14 protein-coding genes are annotated in these 18,867 nt (G+C 61.6%); 3 read left to right on the top strand and 11 right to left on the bottom strand.

Going from position 1 to position 18,867, the window contains the following annotated elements:
* Window position 1: 1 nt before the first annotated feature.
* Window positions 2–445 carry a hypothetical protein gene (locus ACV7NQ_RS25070; RefSeq protein ID WP_463361878.1) on the bottom strand — a complete coding sequence of 148 codons (444 nt, stop codon included), beginning with the start codon at window positions 443–445 and terminating at the stop codon, window positions 2–4.
* 242 nt (window positions 446–687) lie between these two features.
* On the opposite strand from ACV7NQ_RS25070, the gene ACV7NQ_RS25075 reads away from it, so the two are divergent.
* Together ACV7NQ_RS25075 and ACV7NQ_RS25080 are read left to right on the top strand one after the other, a co-directional pair.
* Window positions 688–2,013 (top strand): helix-turn-helix domain-containing protein, encoded by a 1,326-nt coding sequence (locus ACV7NQ_RS25075; RefSeq protein ID WP_463361879.1) that lies wholly within the window; start codon window positions 688–690, stop codon window positions 2,011–2,013.
* A 253-nt stretch (window positions 2,014–2,266) separates the two neighbouring features.
* Window positions 2,267–2,935, top strand: coding sequence for a phosphotransferase family protein (locus ACV7NQ_RS25080; protein WP_463361880.1), 669 nt, complete (start codon window positions 2,267–2,269; stop codon window positions 2,933–2,935).
* Between the two features lie 432 nt (window positions 2,936–3,367).
* Here ACV7NQ_RS25080 and ACV7NQ_RS25085 read toward each other — a convergent pair whose 3' ends face one another.
* Together ACV7NQ_RS25085 and ACV7NQ_RS25090 are read right to left on the bottom strand one after the other, a co-directional pair.
* Window positions 3,368–3,574 (bottom strand): TIGR04141 family sporadically distributed protein, encoded by a 207-nt coding sequence (locus ACV7NQ_RS25085; RefSeq protein ID WP_463365809.1) that lies wholly within the window; start codon window positions 3,572–3,574, stop codon window positions 3,368–3,370.
* Between the two features lie 94 nt (window positions 3,575–3,668).
* Complete coding sequence (locus ACV7NQ_RS25090; RefSeq protein WP_463358437.1) at window positions 3,669–4,877, bottom strand: ISAs1 family transposase; 1,209 nt, start codon at window positions 4,875–4,877, stop codon at window positions 3,669–3,671.
* A gap of 252 nt (window positions 4,878–5,129) precedes the next feature.
* Between ACV7NQ_RS25090 and ACV7NQ_RS25095 the strand changes: the two genes are divergently transcribed.
* The gene (locus ACV7NQ_RS25095; RefSeq protein ID WP_463361881.1) at window positions 5,130–5,960 is read left to right on the top strand and encodes a transposase family protein; all 831 of its coding nucleotides are present in this window, start codon (window positions 5,130–5,132) and stop codon (window positions 5,958–5,960) included.
* Here the strand turns inward: ACV7NQ_RS25095 and ACV7NQ_RS25100 are convergent.
* The 8 genes from ACV7NQ_RS25100 to ACV7NQ_RS25135 form a co-directional block, all read right to left on the bottom strand.
* The gene (locus tag ACV7NQ_RS25100) at window positions 5,936–6,088 is read right to left on the bottom strand and encodes a DUF6119 family protein (protein WP_463365810.1); all 153 of its coding nucleotides are present in this window, start codon (window positions 6,086–6,088) and stop codon (window positions 5,936–5,938) included. The genes ACV7NQ_RS25095 and ACV7NQ_RS25100 overlap by 25 nt on opposite strands.
* Before the next feature lie 457 nt (window positions 6,089–6,545).
* Window positions 6,546–7,688 carry a hypothetical protein gene (locus tag ACV7NQ_RS25105; protein WP_463361882.1) on the bottom strand — a complete coding sequence of 381 codons (1,143 nt, stop codon included), beginning with the start codon at window positions 7,686–7,688 and terminating at the stop codon, window positions 6,546–6,548.
* Entirely contained in the window at window positions 7,685–9,469 is a 1,785-nt protein-coding gene (locus ACV7NQ_RS25110) for a translation initiation factor IF-2 N-terminal domain-containing protein (protein WP_463361883.1), read from the bottom strand. The genes ACV7NQ_RS25105 and ACV7NQ_RS25110 overlap by 4 nt, the downstream gene beginning before the upstream one ends.
* A 245-nt stretch (window positions 9,470–9,714) precedes the next feature.
* Window positions 9,715–12,990, bottom strand: coding sequence for an Eco57I restriction-modification methylase domain-containing protein (locus ACV7NQ_RS25115; RefSeq protein ID WP_463361884.1), 3,276 nt, complete (start codon window positions 12,988–12,990; stop codon window positions 9,715–9,717).
* A gap of 187 nt (window positions 12,991–13,177) precedes the next feature.
* Window positions 13,178–14,386, bottom strand: a complete 1,209-nt coding sequence (locus ACV7NQ_RS25120) for an ISAs1 family transposase (protein WP_463358437.1) — start codon at window positions 14,384–14,386, stop codon at window positions 13,178–13,180.
* A gap of 92 nt (window positions 14,387–14,478) precedes the next feature.
* Window positions 14,479–15,699 carry a hypothetical protein gene (locus tag ACV7NQ_RS25125; protein ID WP_463361885.1) on the bottom strand — a complete coding sequence of 407 codons (1,221 nt, stop codon included), beginning with the start codon at window positions 15,697–15,699 and terminating at the stop codon, window positions 14,479–14,481.
* Window positions 15,696–18,581 (bottom strand): helicase-related protein, encoded by a 2,886-nt coding sequence (locus tag ACV7NQ_RS25130; protein WP_463365811.1) that lies wholly within the window; start codon window positions 18,579–18,581, stop codon window positions 15,696–15,698. The genes ACV7NQ_RS25125 and ACV7NQ_RS25130 overlap by 4 nt, the downstream gene beginning before the upstream one ends.
* 98 nt (window positions 18,582–18,679) lie before the next feature.
* Window positions 18,680–18,838 (bottom strand): DUF4352 domain-containing protein, encoded by a 159-nt coding sequence (locus tag ACV7NQ_RS25135; protein ID WP_463361886.1) that lies wholly within the window; start codon window positions 18,836–18,838, stop codon window positions 18,680–18,682.
* Between the last annotated feature and the right edge of the window lie 29 nt (window positions 18,839–18,867).

The following is an 18,867-nucleotide window of genomic DNA, read 5'->3' on the forward strand; positions in this document are numbered from 1 at the left end:
GTCATCCCCTGCCGTGGTCGAACACGTCAATCCCGGCCTCCTGGACCTCATGGATGAGTCCAACGTCAATTAGGGACTCGATAACGTCGCCGATGCGCTCGCCACGGGCGGCCATCATCTGAGTCCAGGTGAACCGATGGCCCGTCGAACCGTCTGGATAGACCGGCGTCCAGGTGGCGTCGCCGTAACGCAACCATTGACACGGAAGCTCGTCCGACTGCTGGCTGGCGTCTGGCATGGCCTCCAATGCGGAAGCCAGCCGTGCCAACTCCTCCACCGTGGCATCCGCTTTGCCCTGTAGGGCATCACCCCTGCACCCTGGCTGTTCGGTTGTAATCTCGCTTTTTAACTCTGCTGCAACGCTTTCCGGCCCTTGGCGAACCTCGGAAAGGCTGATGTGAAGCGGCGTCGCGTTCGCGGCGCATTTCTCGTCGTTCCCAGTCATAAGCGTTGCCTCCCTGCGATTTTCGGATTGCGCCCGACGCCGGGGGCTTGCGCCACCCACCAGCGGCACTGCCGGTCGATGTGCCGAGATAGGAGTCGGCATCGGCCCGACGTCGGACGCAGGTTCAGTCTGTGACCTGGCGCACGGAGGTCGGTATATGTTTGACGCGGACAGAAAATCTGTCCGCATCCGAGGCTGTACCGGAACCGGTCCCAAACGACCAGGTCACAGAGGATGAAACGATGGCCCAACAACCGCGTGAGCTGGCCGCTATGGAGTCGGCGCAGCAGTTCTTCGGCGCGGAACTGCGGCACTGGCGACTGTTGCGGAAGATGTCGCTGAATCAGCTCGGCGCTATCAGTCACGACAGTGGTTCGCTCATCGGCAAGGTAGAGAAGGCTCAACGACGTCCGGGACGAGATTTCGCAGAGCGGATGGACGAAGCGCTAGCGACCGGTGGCGTTCTCGAACGCATGTGGGTAGACATGAATTCGCGAGCGCTACAAGAGAATTCACCCGTTCCTCTGGTAGCGGACGAGCCTAACGCGCCGTGGGTCGGCTGCGATGTGTTCGATCCGGTGCGCGAATGGTTGGACGAGACCGTTCCGGTCTTCGCCACAGGCGAGAACCATCGGCGTGTTGGCACCGCCGATATCGAGGTTATGTGGTCGATGTGCGACGTGTTCTCTAATGCGGATCACCATCTCGGCGGCGGCTACGCGCGTGCAACTCTGGCGCGGTTTCTTGATGACGTAGTCGGACCGGCACTGCGTGGCTCTTACGACAGTCGCACCGCGTCCGAGCTGTTTGCGGTCGCGGCGCGACTGTGCGACTTGAGCGGCTTTATGTGCTTCGATTCAGCTCGGCAAGGACTGGGACAGAAGTACTTTCGGCAGGCCCTGCGGCTTGCGAAGGCAAGCGGCAATGCCGCGTTGGGGGCGCATATCCTCACGGACATGTCGATGCAGGCGCACTACCTGAACCGTACGAAGGAGGCGCTGTGGTTCGGCACCGCTGCGGTACGCGCGGCCGAGCAGTCGGGTTCGCCGAGCAGTACCGCAAGGTGCAACGCACTGCTGGCGCGTGCGCACGCTCTGAAGGGAGACACGACCGCTTGCGCACAAGCGATGTTGGAGGCAGAGCGGCGATTGAACCGTGCACGCCCGGATGACGAGCCGGATTGGATTCGGTTCTTCACCGAGCAGCAATTGTCGGCAGAGTTCATGTACGTGGCGCACAATGGGCGGCGTGCTGTCGATGTCCAACAACGCGCGCCGCTGGTTCTGGCGGACTCCGTTGGTATGGAGCGGCGGCAGGTGTTGGTAGCGGCGACCCTGGCGGCGTCCTACGTGCCCGAACCCGGCGAGACCGCAGCGGGCCACAGTGTCGAGATCGAGCAAGCCTGTCAGGTGCTCCAAGACACGATGCGTGCCGCTCGGGGATTGACCAGCGCTCGCGGAATCGAGTCGATCAATGTCGTTCGTCGTCGCCTCGCACCGTACGCTGACCTGCCCGTCGTTCAAGACGTCGAGAACGAATTTCAAACAACGGTCGCACTGGTGGGGTAGGGCTGGCATGTCATCAGAAGAGTATGCGGCACTATCCCGTGCGTGCGAAGTCTGCGGGCTCGATCCCATTGGCGCGGAACTCATTCACCATTCGAGCAACGCTGTTTACGTCCTGCCGCGTCACGCAGCCGTTGGACGGGTGAGCACTAACGAGGCGGACCCGGACAGGCCGAGACGGACGTACGCGGTAACTCAGTGGCTGACCACACGGCACAAATTCGGTGCTACGGCTCCGTTGCCTGGCGTGGAACCGGTGCGGGTCAACGCGTACACGGTCGGCTTTTGGCAGTACTACCCGCAACGGTCCGACATCCCCGGACCGGCATCGAAAGAGCTGGGATACCTGCTGCGTTCGCTGCATGACCTACCTACGCCGGAGGTCGAACTCCAACGATGGACACCCCTCGAGTCTCTGCACGAGGCGCTGCTCGAGGACAGTACTGCTGGCGCAATAGGCGACGAAGAGCGGTCATGGTTGCTGCGGCGCATTGACGAGATTCGCAAGGAACTGAGTGAACTCGACTGGCGGTTGGGCGTCGGGCTTATCCATGGCGATGCTTGGGCGGGAAATCTGCTGTGGGACAGCAGAACAAATCCAGTGCGATCGATACTCGGAGACTGGGACTGGGTCAGCATCGGACCGCGAGAAGTCGACCTGATACCGACATGGCACGCCGCGGTACGCTACGGCCGCGACGAGACGTGGGTTCGGAACTTCATCGAGGAGTATGGCTACGACTTATCGCAGTGGTCTGGATACCCAGTGCTACTAGACATGCGCGATCTTGTTCAGGTAACCGGCCCGCTGCGACGAGCGACGGCTTCAGCAGAGCACGCCGACCGATTACGACAACGAATCGATGATATTCGCGCAGGCAACCGGACAACCTCATGGAGCCACTACGTTCCGCACGGACATTAAAAAGTGAAGACGATCGACTCGATGCCGTGACTTGACTAGAGGCTCATAGTGATGCGGCCGTATGGCAGGAGTTCGGCCTATATTTTTCGCGAAAGTCCGTCGGTGGTGTCGCGATCGCGGTATGGACGGTCCCTACCGCGATCGGTCCCGCCCGGACCGACGGGCACGAACCCCGTGCACGGCGCCCTTTGATATGGCTGTAAGCGATGGAAATGGTGGTCAGGCCGTGCTCGGACGCAAGTCTGTCGCTCCAGATACCCTGCGCGATCATTGATGAAATGTGTTCCAGGCGCATTGCTGTCGGTGAGCACGCTGGCGGGTGGTTAGTTGAGGCTGGCTCGGACGAGTTCTGACTGGCAGGTGCGAACCGTGCCTGGGAGGGATAAGGAAGCGGTGCTTAATGTGTAGGAAGAATTACTGCGCCTATTATTATCATCGCTTAATCGATACGACTTCTACCTCTGCATTCATTGCGCGCAAGCGGCGGGCTGAGTTGATCAGAGAAACTTGAGCGAAAGCAAAAAGGGAATCCACGGTGAGGTCCACGCCGTCTTTGAGTAGGATTCTGAAGACTATCTTCAAACTACCGAAGTCGTGAATCAATCGATGGTTGGGGTATCGAGTTTTTAGCTGATCAATGAGGTGATCTCAGCAAGGTTTGCAGTGGAATGGCCGTATAGCCTGGTCGGGCCCGCTTGCGATGGGTAGTTGGCCAGGGCTCCGGCGTTGTCGCCTAACTAGCCTGCGACCAAGGGTTTTGGGTGTTCGTCAGCAGGTGGAGGCCTCTGTTCGGTGAGAAGGCTGTCGTCCGGCAGGCCTCGGCGATGTTGGCGGCACCATCGATGCGGTGAAGGCTTATCGCCGTGTTTCGGAGCGTCGCGGCGACTTGCGGAGCGGTGCCGGTCCGCAGGGTGCTGCGGTCTTCGTCGTAGGTCACATCACGGACCCAGTGGATCGCATTCTCAATTCCCCAATGGTTTCGCAACCATTCGGCTAACTGTCGGGGTTTGGCTTGCTCGAAGGTGACACTGCAGATGGCGTATACGGTCTCGACCGTCAGTTTCCCGGTGGTGACCTGGACGCGTTCGCGGGTGATCTGCATGATCTGGCGGGCGTAGGGAAACCCGATCCCGCGCGGCACGCTCAGCACCTTCATGGTGCGGGTCTCGATCCTGCCGTGCGATGGCTTGGCGTCGGCGTCACGGTGGGCGATGGGGACCTCGGCCCACGGCTGGGCGATAATGCGAGCCAACAGCTTGGGCTGATTCGCCTTCACCGTCATCAAATAGTGCGACTTGAGCTGCCCGCAGATCAGTTTCGCCGTGGCGACCTGCGTGTGCATCGCATCGATCGTGGCGATGAGCCCGGTCCGGTTCATTGCCTTCAGAAGCTTTCGCACCGTGGGGATTTCGTTGGACTTCGCGGCGACTGCCAGCTGGCCGAGGACCAATCGCGCGTGGTGGGCGAAGATCGACACCAGGTGCGGTGCGCGGCCCCCGCCCAGGCGCGCCCCGCGCACGGTTTTGCCATCCAGGGCCACCGCCATCAGTCCGCCGGAGTCCGCGGCAGCGGCCACGGCGGCGAAATAGTCACCCAACCGGCGATCCAGATCCGCGGCGTCGAGTCTGGCGATGAGGGTTCGCAACGTCTTCTCGCTCGGGCGACGCACTCGGATGCCCAGTTCTGCCAACACTTCCGGTGGCGCGGTACGCACCCAGGTGGCGAACCCGGCCACCGACTGCATCCCCGCCGCCGTGGCCAGGATCATGATCGCCAGCAACCCCACCAACGGGTACCGGATTCCACGGGGATCACGCGGGTCGGGAACCGTCTTCAGCACCTCCAGCAAACACGGTGCGACCGTGTGGGTTTCCGGTTCGACGCGCCGTCGATCCAACACCTCCACAACGGGCTCGACAAGGGATACTGAACAGACGGACACGGGCGACTCCGGGGAAGATTCTGGCCTAAGGAACCTTCATCCTCCTCGAGCCACCCGTGTCCGCCTCGCATCCGAAACGGCGTGTCGCACAGCTAATTACCGCAGCTCACCGGCTTGCAGACCGACAACGCCGGAGCCCTGGGTAGTTGGCGGAATATCTTGGGCGACATGCCGATTGAGGTGCCGAAAACGGACGCGGAGTCCCGGTAGAACGAGTTCTCACCACAAGATCAACATCTCACAGAACTCCACGTGATTGCCTATCGTGCCATGCTCGACGTCTCCCGCGAACTCACCTGGCAGGTGAGCCGGCTGCTGGCCGGCGAGCGCCGCCGCCGCGGCACCCGCACGGGCACGCGGGCCCTGACCCCCTTCCGGCAGGCGGTGCTGGTGCTGCGCTGGTTCCGCGATCGCACCGACCCGGCCGCGTTGGGTCGTGACCACAGTGTTTCCCGCGCCACTGCCTACCGCTACATCGACGAAGGGATCGATGTGCTCGCCGCGCGAGCCCCGGACCTGTACGAAGCCGTTCAACAGGCCAGCCACGACGAGCTTGCACATCTCATCCTCGACGGCAAGATCTTTTCCGCCGATCGGTGCGGGGAGAAAACCACCAGCGTGAAGGGGAAAACGATCGATCTGTGGTACTCCGGCAAGGCCTGTGAGCACGGTGGGCTGATCCAGATGCTGGCTGCGTCGGACGGGTTCCCGCTGTGGGTGTCCGACGTCGAACCCGGCGCGGTCCACGACATCACCGCTGCTCGTGAGCATGTCCTGGGTGTGTTGTATTGGGCCGCGGCCCATCTGGACCTGCCCACGCTCGCCGACGGCGGTTACGACGGCGCCGGCATCGGCGTGCACACCCCGATCAAACACCCTGTCGACGGCGCTGAACTGCACGTCGACAACCGTGCCTACAACGCGCTGCTACGCGGGCTGCGCGCCCTCGGTGAACGTGGGTTCGCCGTTCTCGTCGGCCGCTGGCGCATTCTGCGCCACATCACCGCCAGCCCCGAAAAGATCGGAGCCCTTGTCAAAGCCGCACTCACTCTCACCCATTACGAACACCGAAGGCTCGCATGAAATCTTGCTGAGATCACCTCAATGAAATTTTTGCGTATCGTTATGTCGCTGCTCAACGTCTCAACCGCGACTACTCCCTGTGCGAAAAGGTGATTAAGGGGTGCGGTGGATGCGGCCTTCTTGGGCATATCATTCGCCGTCTGGGCCGAGCAGGTCGCATAGTTCAATGCCTCCACCGTTTGGGTCCCTTCGGCCACGGTTCACCCGCACCGTCCGGCTCATCGGCGAACGCATCGCCGAACCGGACGGTTTTTCCCCTGATTAGCAGCGGCGCATCCGCGCCTACCTCGTCACCGAGATTACCGCCGGCCGCCACCTCAACCCCCGCCGCCACCGCAGCTACCCCCGCGTGGTCAAACGCGGCCGCCACAACAGCTACCGCGTGAAACGCCCCAGCGACAACGGAACCCGACACACCGGACCACCTACCATCCGCCTGGTCAACCCCAGCTGCATCACACCCGAATCGCCGCCACCAACGAAACCGCTGATCAAAACACTATGCGGCACAAGCTAAATTAAGTGGCATTGAGCCATGGTCGATCACAGAAAGGGGCCAGATCCGCCTTCAAAGGACATCGACATTTAGATCGTCTTCAACTTTCGTGCGAGCGTGGTGTGCCATTTCTTCAGGCGCCCAAGATCGCCTTCTTGCAGGAGCCTCATATGAGATAGCCTGTTTCGAATGGCGGGCACCTCGACTGTGAATGACCGCCACACGTGATCTTCGATACCTAAACTTCCATAGACCTTCGGCCTGGATTGACGAAGGTTCAGGAGCTCTCCGAGAGTGAGCCATTCCAGTGGATCCCGGATTTCCTTAATGCTCTTGGCGGCTGGGTAGGCGTCACCGGAGGCGCGCCTAAGTACTTCGTCGGGGAGATCGCCGTTCAATGCGTGAGTCTGCCACGTCTGGTTTGGGCAGCTCTCGATTGCGGCAGCGCGCATCGCACACCTGAGGGCGCGTTCGATGCTCCATACAAGGCCGAACGCTTCGGTGACGCTGCTCGGGGGTGTGTTGTATCGGGCGATACTGTCCGACAGGGCGCGGCGTAGTAGGCCATGGGCACGCGGGAACGTCCACATGTACTCGTCATCGGCCACCCGCACCAAGCCCGCGCCCAGCAATCCTTCAATAGTTCGTGGGCGCAGGTTCGCGATTGCTTCGTCAAGCGAAACCATAGATTCGAATATAATGTGGTCTACATCTGACACGGCATCCATTCCGAGCTCACTCAGGATGGTTACTATCAGTTCATCTGATAGGTCTATCGCAGTTCCGTCATCAGCAGGTAAGGCGAAGGTTGATTGACCATTCTTGACTTGTACGGGGATTAGTGGCGGAATAACAGCCTTCGCGTCGATAAGGACCGAACTTCCGGGAACATCCGGATACCTACTCTTGGGAAGTCGCGAAAACAGGATGAATTTATGGCCAGTGTCACAGTCTTCGTGAATCTTCTGCCGCAACAAGCTCAAATTTAGTGGCCTGTCCTGGCAGAATACCTCAAGATCGCGCAGTGCCACCGTCGACGATTCTGGATAGTTGACGAGCTCCCCATCCAAGTACTTTGCCGCAGTCATGTTTGCTGGCACGCATTTCTCGCATGTGTCGCGGATCCCATCAAATCCGGCGCCCAGTGGAACGAAAACGATGCTGTGACGCTTGGCGGACTTAAGTAAGGAGACGATCCACTGCGCGATATAGGTTTGCTCATTTTCAGTCACAGCAACTCCAGTAAAGTGTTGATCTCGTACCGATTATCGACTGGTCGGACTAATCCCAGACTAAGGAGATGGCTCAATGCCTGCGGATACTCTTGTGCGAATTCTGAGAAAGTGTTGTAGTCTTCGGAGAGCGCGTCCAGCAAGAGTGCCTCTGTGTCGTAGTAGCGCTTTACGTGATCGATCATCTCAGCGATGTTTCCACTTATTTCACCTTTCCATGGCGTAAGCGCATAGAGGACGTCAGAATTCGTTATACGACGTCGAAATACGTCTATCGGGAGTCTCTCGACGACTGTCGAGGCAAGATTGCGATAAAGAAATGCGTGCCCGCCGGATGCGTCATAAAGGGAGCGCAACGCAGAATTTTCGATCTCTATCCCCATCTTTGCGCCAATGGTCGTAGCGAGATGATCCGCGTCATCGCGGGTAAGTGGCCCCACATAGTAGGACTTCGCCCACGAGAAGAGGGGATTAGGTCGCCCGTACAGTCGGCCGTTCTCTAGAATTGCGCTGGTCAGACCGGAGAGTATGAATGTGAAGTTTGCACACTCCTGCACGACACTCCGTAACGCTCCCAGGAACTGTGCAATTTGAGGCATCGGCCCCTCGGCTACATCGATTCGGTCCGCCGGAGTAAGAAACTCGATCTCATCGAGGAGTAGGAGCAGTCCATAGTCTTCTTGCTCCAACCTCTTGAGAGCCGCCGTGAGGATCGTTTTGAACTGTGGGATGGTGGCGCCATCGTTCAACCGTCTAATTTCGCTGGTCCGCAACTTTCGGGACTGTAGTTCGTCAATTAGCTTGATCGAAAGGGCTTTTATTATGTGTGGAATGGGGTCGTCATCTGGCGGGGCGGGAAATGCCTCTAGATCCAATAGGAGAGGTATGGTACTTGTGGACTCAAGATCTGCGGAAAGCTGATACAGGACGCTCGTCTTACCAGCCTTGCGAAGGCCAAAGATGCCAGCGACGCGCTGATGCTTGACGTCGTCTCGCAGGGTCTGAAGGAGAGTCTTCCGCCCGAAGAACTGTACACCTTTTACGGGTGTCGTCTCGTAGAACAAGTCCCGGCTATATACATAGTCTCGAATTCTTGTGATGAACGACATCGCATCCATCTCTTCGTCCGAGCGCAACGGAATAGCTAGAAATCCTGAAGCGCTCCAGTCATCAAGTTTCGCGCCAATCCGTGGGTCGGGCGCGCACATGAATATCAGGTCAGGAGTCACCTCCCGATGCATCTTCCGCAAGGTTTCCTTCGCGTTCTGGAAGGTTCGTACCTGCAAGTCTCGATAGGGTGTGTAAATCACCAGAACTTCCCGCGTGAGCCCGAATGCCGCTTCGACGGCTCCACTGAACCTAACAAGGGCGATGCCGCAGTCCTTGAGCTGACGGGTGTCTGTCGACGCGCGGACCATTTGGGATCCCAGTCGGCGTAATGCGTCGAGGTGGTCAATTGATTCTGGGAAGAGCCGTCCAAGTTTCGCAATCCCGTCGAGTACTTCGGGCGCGGTAGGTTCCTTAACTGGGTTCGCGTTCCATCCGTACATTGACGGAACAGCGTGTGAGTCTGCGGGCGGTGGAACGGCTCGTCGGCGTACACCTGGCTTAATGCCGGCGTCGCGCACAGTAGAATCCCGGAGCCTTCGTGCCAGCGGTGCCTCAATTGTGCTCGATGCAGACTTGACGAATTCACCCTGCTCGCGCAGTCGTCGCAGAAGCGTACCTGCTGGAACTCCTAACTCCTTCGCTAGCTCATGTACCCGGATCTTTCCCGCCATCTATTTCTCCTGTGTCGAGGCATGACTATCGGTCCCCATCGTGGCGGCCAGGACTGTCGGCTCCGCCGGATTCTCTGACGTACGTGTGTCTGGAGGTGAGCAGGTTCCGATGTAGTCCCTTGACGAGCTCACCGTCAGATCGAGCGGATCGACGAATGTTGGCTGCGCTTTACCGCGGTTTGAAGGCTCACTGTCGCCCGGCGGGTCAAACTTACCTTCGTGTGGTAGCTAGTATGGGTGTTGGATTAGGTAGCGGTTGCGGGGCTGCTGATCATTGCTGAAAAGTGCTTGTGGGCCAGTTCCATATCGCGCTCACGGTCGACGCCGACGAAAGGTTCTACGTAGGTGACGCCGTCGACGGTTAGTTCGGAGGGGCTGAGGCGGCCTTTCTTGCGGTACTCGGAGGCGAGTTTAGTCGGCAGCTGGCGGCCGTTGGCGTCATAGAGGGCCTCGCATTCGTATTTTTGGAGGACGGGGAATTGGGTGCGGTAGATCGTCAGGAGTTCGTCGGCGGTGATGTCGAGCATGATGGCGACGATGGCGTCGATTTCGATGAGGGCTTGACGGCGGTCGGCGGCGCGGCGGAGGGGGGTGTGCCAGGTCCAATCGGGATGGATATCGCCGAGGTCGGCGGGGCGGCTGTAACTGACTCCGATACCAGGAACCCATGAATCGTTATGCCAATGTGCGCTGTACAGCTCAGCCCACAGCGTTGCATATTTCTGCACCAGGCAGTTGAGCCGGAGGGTGCGAATGATCAGTTGAGGCTCGAGTACATGATTGGCAGGGCAGGGAAGCTGTAGCCAGATGGACGCCTTGATATGTGCATTGCCGATGACCTTCATCATGAAATCTGCTACGAGCGAATGGCTTACACCCGCCAGCACTGCAAGACTTTGGTGATTATCACTCAACGACAGAGAGTGCACTGCGTGAACGTGGGTCGGACCCGGAGATAACAGGGCCGTCTGAAGAGTGCGTACTGTGGCGACATCGCACATCTCTCGCCAGGCCAGGCGGAAGTAGTTCGAGCTCGGCTTACCGTTCCAATGCGGATATGCCGCTGTATACTCCGACGGTGGCCGGGCTACTTGATAGTTCGTTCTCGGGATAAAGGTTTCCGGGATGGAGTCCAGGTCTATGACCGAATAGTCCTGGTTGCTACGCATCGTGGGGTTTCCCTGCTGGTGGATTGGGCAGGCCACGGTGAGGTGCGGACCTTGGAGGATTACGTCCTCCCAGCGGGTGGGTACGTCGGAGCGGGACTCGAAGTACCCGAGTTTTCGGTCTGCGGATTCGTGCCAGCCAGCAGTCCATTCGAAACCGATGCCGGACAGGCGCGGGGCGGCGGCGATTTTCTCCAGAACCTCCGCGCTTGCGCGGTTGACTGGGTAAAGCATGCGGGCTTCGTCGGCGGGGGTCCCGGGTTCATCAATCAAGGCCGCCCATCCAGCGAGTTCCGATTCGGTGACTTCGATGATGCGCTGGGCATGCGGTCGGAGATCCCAATTGCCAGACTGGTCTTTGACTCCCGGGGCGGCGCCTGTTCCATCATGATGGAAAGACCGTTCGATGGTGTCCGGATGATACAACGATGCAGCCTGTTTGAAGGTAACTGTCGATGGACTTCCATAAACATGAACGCCGTACTCTTTGGCATGGTGGACTTCGAAGAGACGGGCTTCGTTGCGGAACTGCCAATGCCGTCGCAACCGTCGATAGCACACACGGCGTAAACCGTTCGCCCGCGCTTCAGTGAAGTGGCTCTCCGGGTGGATCAGCGAGACGATCCCACGCGGCGCTGAAGATCGCCACGTCCGCTCCATGAAGCATCGGTACATGTCTGGCTGCAATCCGGTCAACGCAGGTCGGTCAATGCTCGATCCGAGATGCTGGTTCTGGCCGGCTTGATCGGCGCGTTCACCGAGGAAGGTGGCGCGGGAATCGGGGAGAGACAGGATTTCGGAGGATTTGGCCCGCTTGAGCGGTTCTGATGGTTTGAAGGCCAATTGCCACCACGGATCGAACTCGGCGAGCACGCCTGCCTCGTCCCAGTCCGGTCTTACCCACGGCGGATTACCGACCTGCAGATCGAACCCTCCCCGTGCGAACACCGGGGCGAAGTCGAGTTCCCAATGGTGGAAGCCTTGCGTGTCAGCGATATTGACCGCGACGGTCAGCCACGGAAACCCTTCGATCGCCGCTTCGATCGACTTCACCTGGGCGAAAGCACGATCGGTGTCTTCGGCTATATCAAGCTCGAACCAGCTCAGGTCACCGGCGATGCTGGTCTGTCCGTACTTCTCGAACCTTCCTGCCTTCGGCGTGATCCCGAGCAGTGCTTCGAGCCCACCGATCCACTCATCCCAGTCCGGTGCCGGGGTGTCGATGGTCAGCGGCCAAGACCAAAGCGCGCACCAGGCATCCATGACTCGGCGCAGGCGGCGGTAGGCGCCGTTCTCGTCGTGCAGCACCGCTTCGATCTGCTCGCGGGTGACAACGGGGGTGCGGTCGGCAGGCTCGTTGCCCCACAGGTGCAGGTCGCGCCGGATTTCGGACTCCGCGATGGTGAGTCGGCGCAGCGTGAACTCCCAGAGGGTTTCCACACGCTGGGCAAGCGAGGCGAGACGCTTGGCCATCTCCTTCGACGGCGTCTTGCGAATATCGTTGCGCCACAGCCGAAGTTCTTCGCGCTTGTCCGGCGCATACGTCTTCGCTTCAACAGTATCGACCACCGCACCCCACCCTTCGGCGGGCAGGAGGAAGTGGTGAATACCAGGACCGATCTCCTCGGCGAGCGGCACGTCCTTCGGAACCGTCTTGAGCCACGTCTTCTTCGCAAGCTCATTCGGCATGTACACCGCGCGCCGAGCCCCGATGAGCGAGTTGCCGCGCCGCAGATGCAAACCGAACCAAGGCGCTTGCAGACCCGCAACCATGGTGTCGAGCCACAGCGAGATCTCGGCGAGTTCGACGGCGGTGGCGTTCAAGTCGACGCCGTACACCTGGTGCAGCGCGATATGCGCCTTCACCTTCTGCAACTCGACCGGATATTGGTCGGGTTCTATGAGTTCGCCGAGGTCTTCCTGCTTGCGCTTGAGATATTCGGCGGCCAACTGACGGACGGCTTCGATGGCGAACGCGCCGGAACCGAGCGCGGGCTCGCAGATGGTGAGCTGGAGAATTTCCTCGGGGGAGGTGCGGGTGTCGTTCTGGTCGAGCAGTTCCTCGAGCGCCTGGGACACAACGAATTTCGTCAACACCTCGGGCGTGTAGTACGAGGCGGACTGTTGCCGTTCCCGCCCGGCGAGCCGAAAGACGAAGGTGCCTTTGCGGTGCAGCACCGGCTTCAGCTCGTGCGTGTCGGCGTCTTCGTCCCGCACGAAGTCGGATTCAGCGAGGTGGTCGGCTCGGTTCACTGGCACCACCCAGGAGCCTTTCTCCGGGTCACCATTCTTGGCGACCTCGTACAGGTCCTCCTCGGCGAAGAACCCGGTGTACGACATCAGCCCCTCATACACCGCGCCGAGCTGGTTGATGCCGAGTTCGGCGTAGCTGATGAAGCCGCGATCGGCGCCCTTGCGGGATTTGCTCTCCTTGGTGAGCAGCAGATGTTCGAGGACGCGCTGCGTCGCTTCGTTGCCGAGCTTGACCTCGTCGATCAGGGCGGTGGCCTTGGGGGAGAACACAGGGCTCCGGCGTTGTCGCCTAACTAGCCTGCGACCAAGGGTTTTGGGTGTTCGTCAGCAGGTGGAGGCCTCTGTTCGGTGAGAAGGCTGTCGTCCGGCAGGCCTCGGCGATGTTGGCGGCACCATCGATGCGGTGAAGGCTTATCGCCGTGTTTCGGAGCGTCGCGGCGACTTGCGGAGCGGTGCCGGTCCGCAGGGTGCTGCGGTCTTCGTCGTAGGTCACATCACGGACCCAGTGGATCGCATTCTCAATTCCCCAATGGTTTCGCAACCATTCGGCTAACTGTCGGGGTTTGGCTTGCTCGAAGGTGACACTGCAGATGGCGTATACGGTCTCGACCGTCAGTTTCCCGGTGGTGACCTGGACGCGTTCGCGGGTGATCTGCATGATCTGGCGGGCGTAGGGAAACCCGATCCCGCGCGGCACGCTCAGCACCTTCATGGTGCGGGTCTCGATCCTGCCGTGCGATGGCTTGGCGTCGGCGTCACGGTGGGCGATGGGGACCTCGGCCCACGGCTGGGCGATAATGCGAGCCAACAGCTTGGGCTGATTCGCCTTCACCGTCATCAAATAGTGCGACTTGAGCTGCCCGCAGATCAGTTTCGCCGTGGCGACCTGCGTGTGCATCGCATCGATCGTGGCGATGAGCCCGGTCCGGTTCATTGCCTTCAGAAGCTTTCGCACCGTGGGGATTTCGTTGGACTTCGCGGCGACTGCCAGCTGGCCGAGGACCAATCGCGCGTGGTGGGCGAAGATCGACACCAGGTGCGGTGCGCGGCCCCCGCCCAGGCGCGCCCCGCGCACGGTTTTGCCATCCAGGGCCACCGCCATCAGTCCGCCGGAGTCCGCGGCAGCGGCCACGGCGGCGAAATAGTCACCCAACCGGCGATCCAGATCCGCGGCGTCGAGTCTGGCGATGAGGGTTCGCAACGTCTTCTCGCTCGGGCGACGCACTCGGATGCCCAGTTCTGCCAACACTTCCGGTGGCGCGGTACGCACCCAGGTGGCGAACCCGGCCACCGACTGCATCCCCGCCGCCGTGGCCAGGATCATGATCGCCAGCAACCCCACCAACGGGTACCGGATTCCACGGGGATCACGCGGGTCGGGAACCGTCTTCAGCACCTCCAGCAAACACGGTGCGACCGTGTGGGTTTCCGGTTCGACGCGCCGTCGATCCAACACCTCCACAACGGGCTCGACAAGGGATACTGAACAGACGGACACGGGCGACTCCGGGGAAGATTCTGGCCTAAGGAACCTTCATCCTCCTCGAGCCACCCGTGTCCGCCTCGCATCCGAAACGGCGTGTCGCACAGCTAATTACCGCAGCTCACCGGCTTGCAGACCGACAACGCCGGAGCCCTGGGGGAGAACAGGTCCGCGCGCAGCGGGTTGAATTGCAGGCCGGGGGCCTGGTCGTCGGCGATGTCCTCGCGGACCTTCGGAGTGTGGCCGCGGTCGACCAGGTCGAACAGCTTCTTCAGCGACTCGTACAGGTGGGTGCCGGTGCGGGCGTGGTGGGAGACGAGTTCGGTGAGAGTGAGTTCGCGGAGGCGGTCGAGGCCGTAGCCCTCCTCGTATTCTGCGGCGCCGGTGGGCAGCACCTGCATCTCCGGGGACGCTTCCGCATACAGCAGAAACAGGATGCGGTAGAGGAATCGCAGGGAATGCTTGGCGAGTTCATTGCCGTCGATGCCGTCCACGGTCAGGCCGCGTTCATCGCGGCGGCGCACCACTTCGTTGGCGATGATCTCGATGGACAGGCGGATGCCTTCGCGCAGGTCCTTGGAGACGCCGACGGTGTGATTCACCGAATCCTTCAGGACGTCGGTCCACCAGATGTTTCCGTCGGCATCCTGCTGAAGCGCTTGGTGGCCGAAAATGGCGGCGATGCGGTCGATTTCGCCGCCGCGTGCTTCGTGCTTGCGCTCGGCGGCCACGAGCAGGTCGACGGCGAGATAGCGACCCTCGGCCCAGCGTTCGGCTTCGGCGAGCAGGTGCCATTGCCCGGCCTGCACCACCACGAATGCCGGCGGGGTATCCGAGCGGAACGCGGCGGAGACCGCTTTCGACACCGACTCGATCGGCTTGCCATCCTCGGTGGCGGCGGTGATCAGCCCACCGGTGTCTGGGTCGAGTAGGTCCTCGAGCGAGGCGACCGGGTTCGCTTGCAGGAAAAGCACATTCGCCACGTCTGGAAGTTGCGCGTCGGGGATCTCCAGCTCGGAGCCTGCGCGTCCGGCCCTGAACGCAGTCAGTTCGCCCGCGTAGCCGAATGCGGCCCGGACTTGGGCGTGCGCTTTGGGAGCTGCCTCCGGGCTCTCCGCCAGCGCGGCCAGCGCCGTCTGCAGATCGCGGGCCGCTCCGAGCAGGGAACTGCGAACGGTAACGCGGCCTTCCTTGGCCTCGGCGTCCCAGAACTTGCGCAGCTCCATCACCTTGCCGTGGAACGACTCCTTCACCGAATCGGTGGTGAAGTAGTGCTCGCTGATCCAGTCCTCGCCGACGACGATGGAGTCGAAAGAAGCCTTGGTCACTGATCCTTCTCGGGGACGATCACGAGCAGCGGACGCACCAACTGCTGGGTGGGCGCGAGCGATTCCGCGAGGCGCTGTTCTTCGGCGATCCGGCGGGTGAGCTTGTCCACCTTCTTCTTCTGGCTACCGGACAACTCGAGCTGTTCGGCGCCGGAGTACCAGCGGTCGGCGCGGTGCCGCCAGGTGTCGAGGCGCTCATGAGCCGTGCGTTCCTGCTGATCGAGGACCAGCTTCATCGACTGGCCCGCCTGCTCGACCGCGATGGGGATGAGCTCCTGAAGGCGGCTCGGGTCGGCAAGGGGGCCCGGGTTCGCGGTGCCTGGCTTCAAACCGGTGTCGGTGAGCAGGAAGTCGAGATCGAGATGGGTTTCCACCAGCGAGAACGACGGGCGTTGCGGGTTCGGGAACTCGACGGTCGCGAAGACGCGGGAGACGAGTTGACCGCGCCGGTTCATCAGCGTGCCCATCAGCAGCACGGTCGTCGCGTCGAGCGTGCCGCGGATGGCAAAGATCTGGTTGCGGCCCAGCGCGCTCAACGCGCGGTCGCTCGCCCAGTCCAGCACCGGGTGCAGCGGGCCGAGGAAGTGCGCCTCGGGCCAGGTGGTGTCGTTGATGCCCTTGCCCTGTCTGGCCGCCCGCAGCTGGGCGTCGCCGACCTGCTGGGAGGTGGCCAGTTTCAGGCGCTCCAGCACGCGGCCGTGCTGGAGGTAGTTCTGCGGTAGCTGACCCAGCCGTTGCCGGAGGTCTCTCGGCGGAACGAGTTCGGCGATACCGTGATTGGCGTGCACGGTCCAGCCGACGCCGCCAGCGGCGGGATCGGCGTGCGGGATGTCGTGGAAGCTCGCGCGCAGCGCTTCGTCCAAGAAGGTGATGTCGTCGGGATACAGGCTCTGGCGCGGGAGTTCCGGCAGGATGGGCGCTTCCTCGGACTCCAAGTCCATCTGGGCGAAGAACGCATCGATGTCGTCACCGCTGGCGACTTCGTCGGTGGTGCGCAACTGATCGTCGAGGGAGGTCTTTCCGGCCAGCACTTCGCGGATCGCCGATTCCTCCTCGCCCACACTGTGTTTGCCCATCAGCGAGGCGACATCACCGAGGGTGGAGTGGGCCTGGTTCTCACGTTCCAGCAGACGCGAGAGCACACGCAGGTCGCCGGAGAAATCCGGATCAGACGGCTCCAGGATCAGCGAGGAGATCACCGGCGGGAACTTCTGACCGTAGCGGTCGACACGGCCGTTGCGCTGTTCGATGCGGATCAACGACCAGGGGATGTCGTAGTGAATCAGGTGGTGGCACTGGGCGTGCAGGTTCACGCCCTCGGACGCGACATCGCCGGTGACCAGGACCCGGATCGGTGAGGTCTCCAGTTTGAAGCTGTCGACGATCTCCTGCTGCTCGACGTCGGACAGGCCGCCGTGCAGCATCACAACGTTCTCCTGCTTCAACCCGAGCGCCGTTGGCAGCAGATCGGTGAGCCACTTCAACGTGGCGATGCGCTCGGCGAACACGACCGCGCGGGTGGACGACTTCGCGCCGACGCCGATCTCCAGCAGCCGCTGTATCAGCGCTGCCTGCTTGCCTGCCGCCTCGGTGAACGCCTTGTCGTTGAGATCGGAGAGGGTGTTCAGCGCGGCCAGCTCGGTGTGCTGCGCGGGGGTGTGCGGGCCGCCCTCCTTCCGAAGCTTGTTGCGGCGCTGGTGGATCGACTCTCGCACCGCTGCGGGCGAGGAAAGAAACGCTTTCGCCAGAGTCCACGGGAACAGGGCCACAGTCTCACCGGAATACGGCGACGCGCCGGTGCGCGGATGCAACCAGACCTGCGACAACTCCTGCGCCACAGCGTCTTCCGCGCCCGACGGCTCGACCAGCCGGTGCACCGGTTCGGCGCGCTCGGCCCAGTCGCTGCCGACTTCGGCGGCTACTTCGTCGTGATGCCGATGCCGCCGAATCAGCAGCGCCGAGACATCCTCCTTCGTGAACGAGCCGTCCGCCGCGACCGCCGTCGGATCCAGCAGGCGCAGCAGCTCGGCGAATGATTCCTCGCGGCCGTTGTGCGGTGTCGCAGACGCCAGGATCAAAGCCTCGGTGTTCGGGGCCAGCACGCGAGCCAACTCGTTGTTCAGGGTGCCGACATTGGTGAGGTTGTGCGACTCGTCGATCACCACCGCATCCCAGTGCTGGCGCTCCAGATGCGCTTTGTAGCGGGGGCTTTTGAGCGTATCGATCGAGATGATCGCGCGCTTGTAGTAGGTGAACGGGTTGCGGGTGGCCGGGAGTTTCTGCCGCACCTTCTGGATGCCCACCGAGTCCAGCCGCACGAACGGCAGCGCGAAACGGCACCACAGCTCGTGCTGCATCTGCTCCAGGACGTGCTTCGGCGTGACGACGAGGATGCGTTCGCCGCGCCCACGCCGGACCAGCTCGGACAGAATCATGCCGATCTCGAGCGTCTTACCGAGGCCGACTGCGTCGGCGAGCAAGATGCGCGGCCGGATGAGTCGGGGATCGAGCGCCTTGGCGACCGCGGCCCGCTGATACCCGAGCGAATCGGCGAGCATACGCGTCGACACTGTCAGCGTTTGGTCGCCGTAGGGGAAAGGCGTTTTGCGCAATAGTGCTTCGAGCCAGAGCCGGGAATCCCGGTAGCCCGACGAACCGTCGGGGACGACCTCGGCTTCGGCGGGGTCGAGGACCTGGATGGTGTCGAGACTGTCGTAGAAGGTCGCCGTGGTGTCGGTGACCAGCTCCGACAGTCCGCGCACCCGGACCAGCCACCCGTCGGACCCCTGCTCGGCCGAGGTGACCAGCCATTCCTCGTCGCGGATTACGACGATTGAGCCGGGCGCGACGTTGAGGTGGTCACGCGCTTGGGCGAGGGTCATCGAGGGTGCTCCTGGTGTATCTACGATCAGCGAACTCAACTCAATACCGTTTCCGGAACGATTTGTGTTTCAACATGTTTGAAACCAGGTCGGAGCAGCTACCGCAGAGACACCGTCGCGCCACCGGAGAACATGGAATCGTGCACGACGATCCGATCCGGGACGGCGTCGGCGGGCAGGTCGAAGACCACCTGGGCGGTCACGGAGTTGCCGGGGTTGATCTCCGCGTAAAGGCTGGTGCCGAGCAGACTCCGCATTCCGGTGGTTTCGTTGCCGGAGCAACAAC

Source organism: Nocardia sp. Tas62D01 (genome assembly GCF_055232035.1).

What these genes read in the sequence shown, in the direction of transcription:
- ACV7NQ_RS25110 (WP_463361883.1), bottom strand. Translation starts at nt 9,469, where the DNA reads ATGGCGGGAAAGATCCGGGTACATGAGCTAGCGAAGGAGTTAGGAGTT.
- ACV7NQ_RS25070 (WP_463361878.1), bottom strand. Translation starts at nt 445, where the DNA reads ATGACTGGGAACGACGAGAAATGCGCCGCGAACGCGACGCCGCTTCAC.
- ACV7NQ_RS25135 (WP_463361886.1), bottom strand. Translation starts at nt 18,838, where the DNA reads ATGCGGAGTCTGCTCGGCACCAGCCTTTACGCGGAGATCAACCCCGGC.
- ACV7NQ_RS25075 (WP_463361879.1), top strand. Translation starts at nt 688, where the DNA reads ATGGCCCAACAACCGCGTGAGCTGGCCGCTATGGAGTCGGCGCAGCAG.
- ACV7NQ_RS25100 (WP_463365810.1), bottom strand. Translation starts at nt 6,088, where the DNA reads ATGCCCAAGAAGGCCGCATCCACCGCACCCCTTAATCACCTTTTCGCA.
- ACV7NQ_RS25130 (WP_463365811.1), bottom strand. Translation starts at nt 18,581, where the DNA reads ATGACCCTCGCCCAAGCGCGTGACCACCTCAACGTCGCGCCCGGCTCA.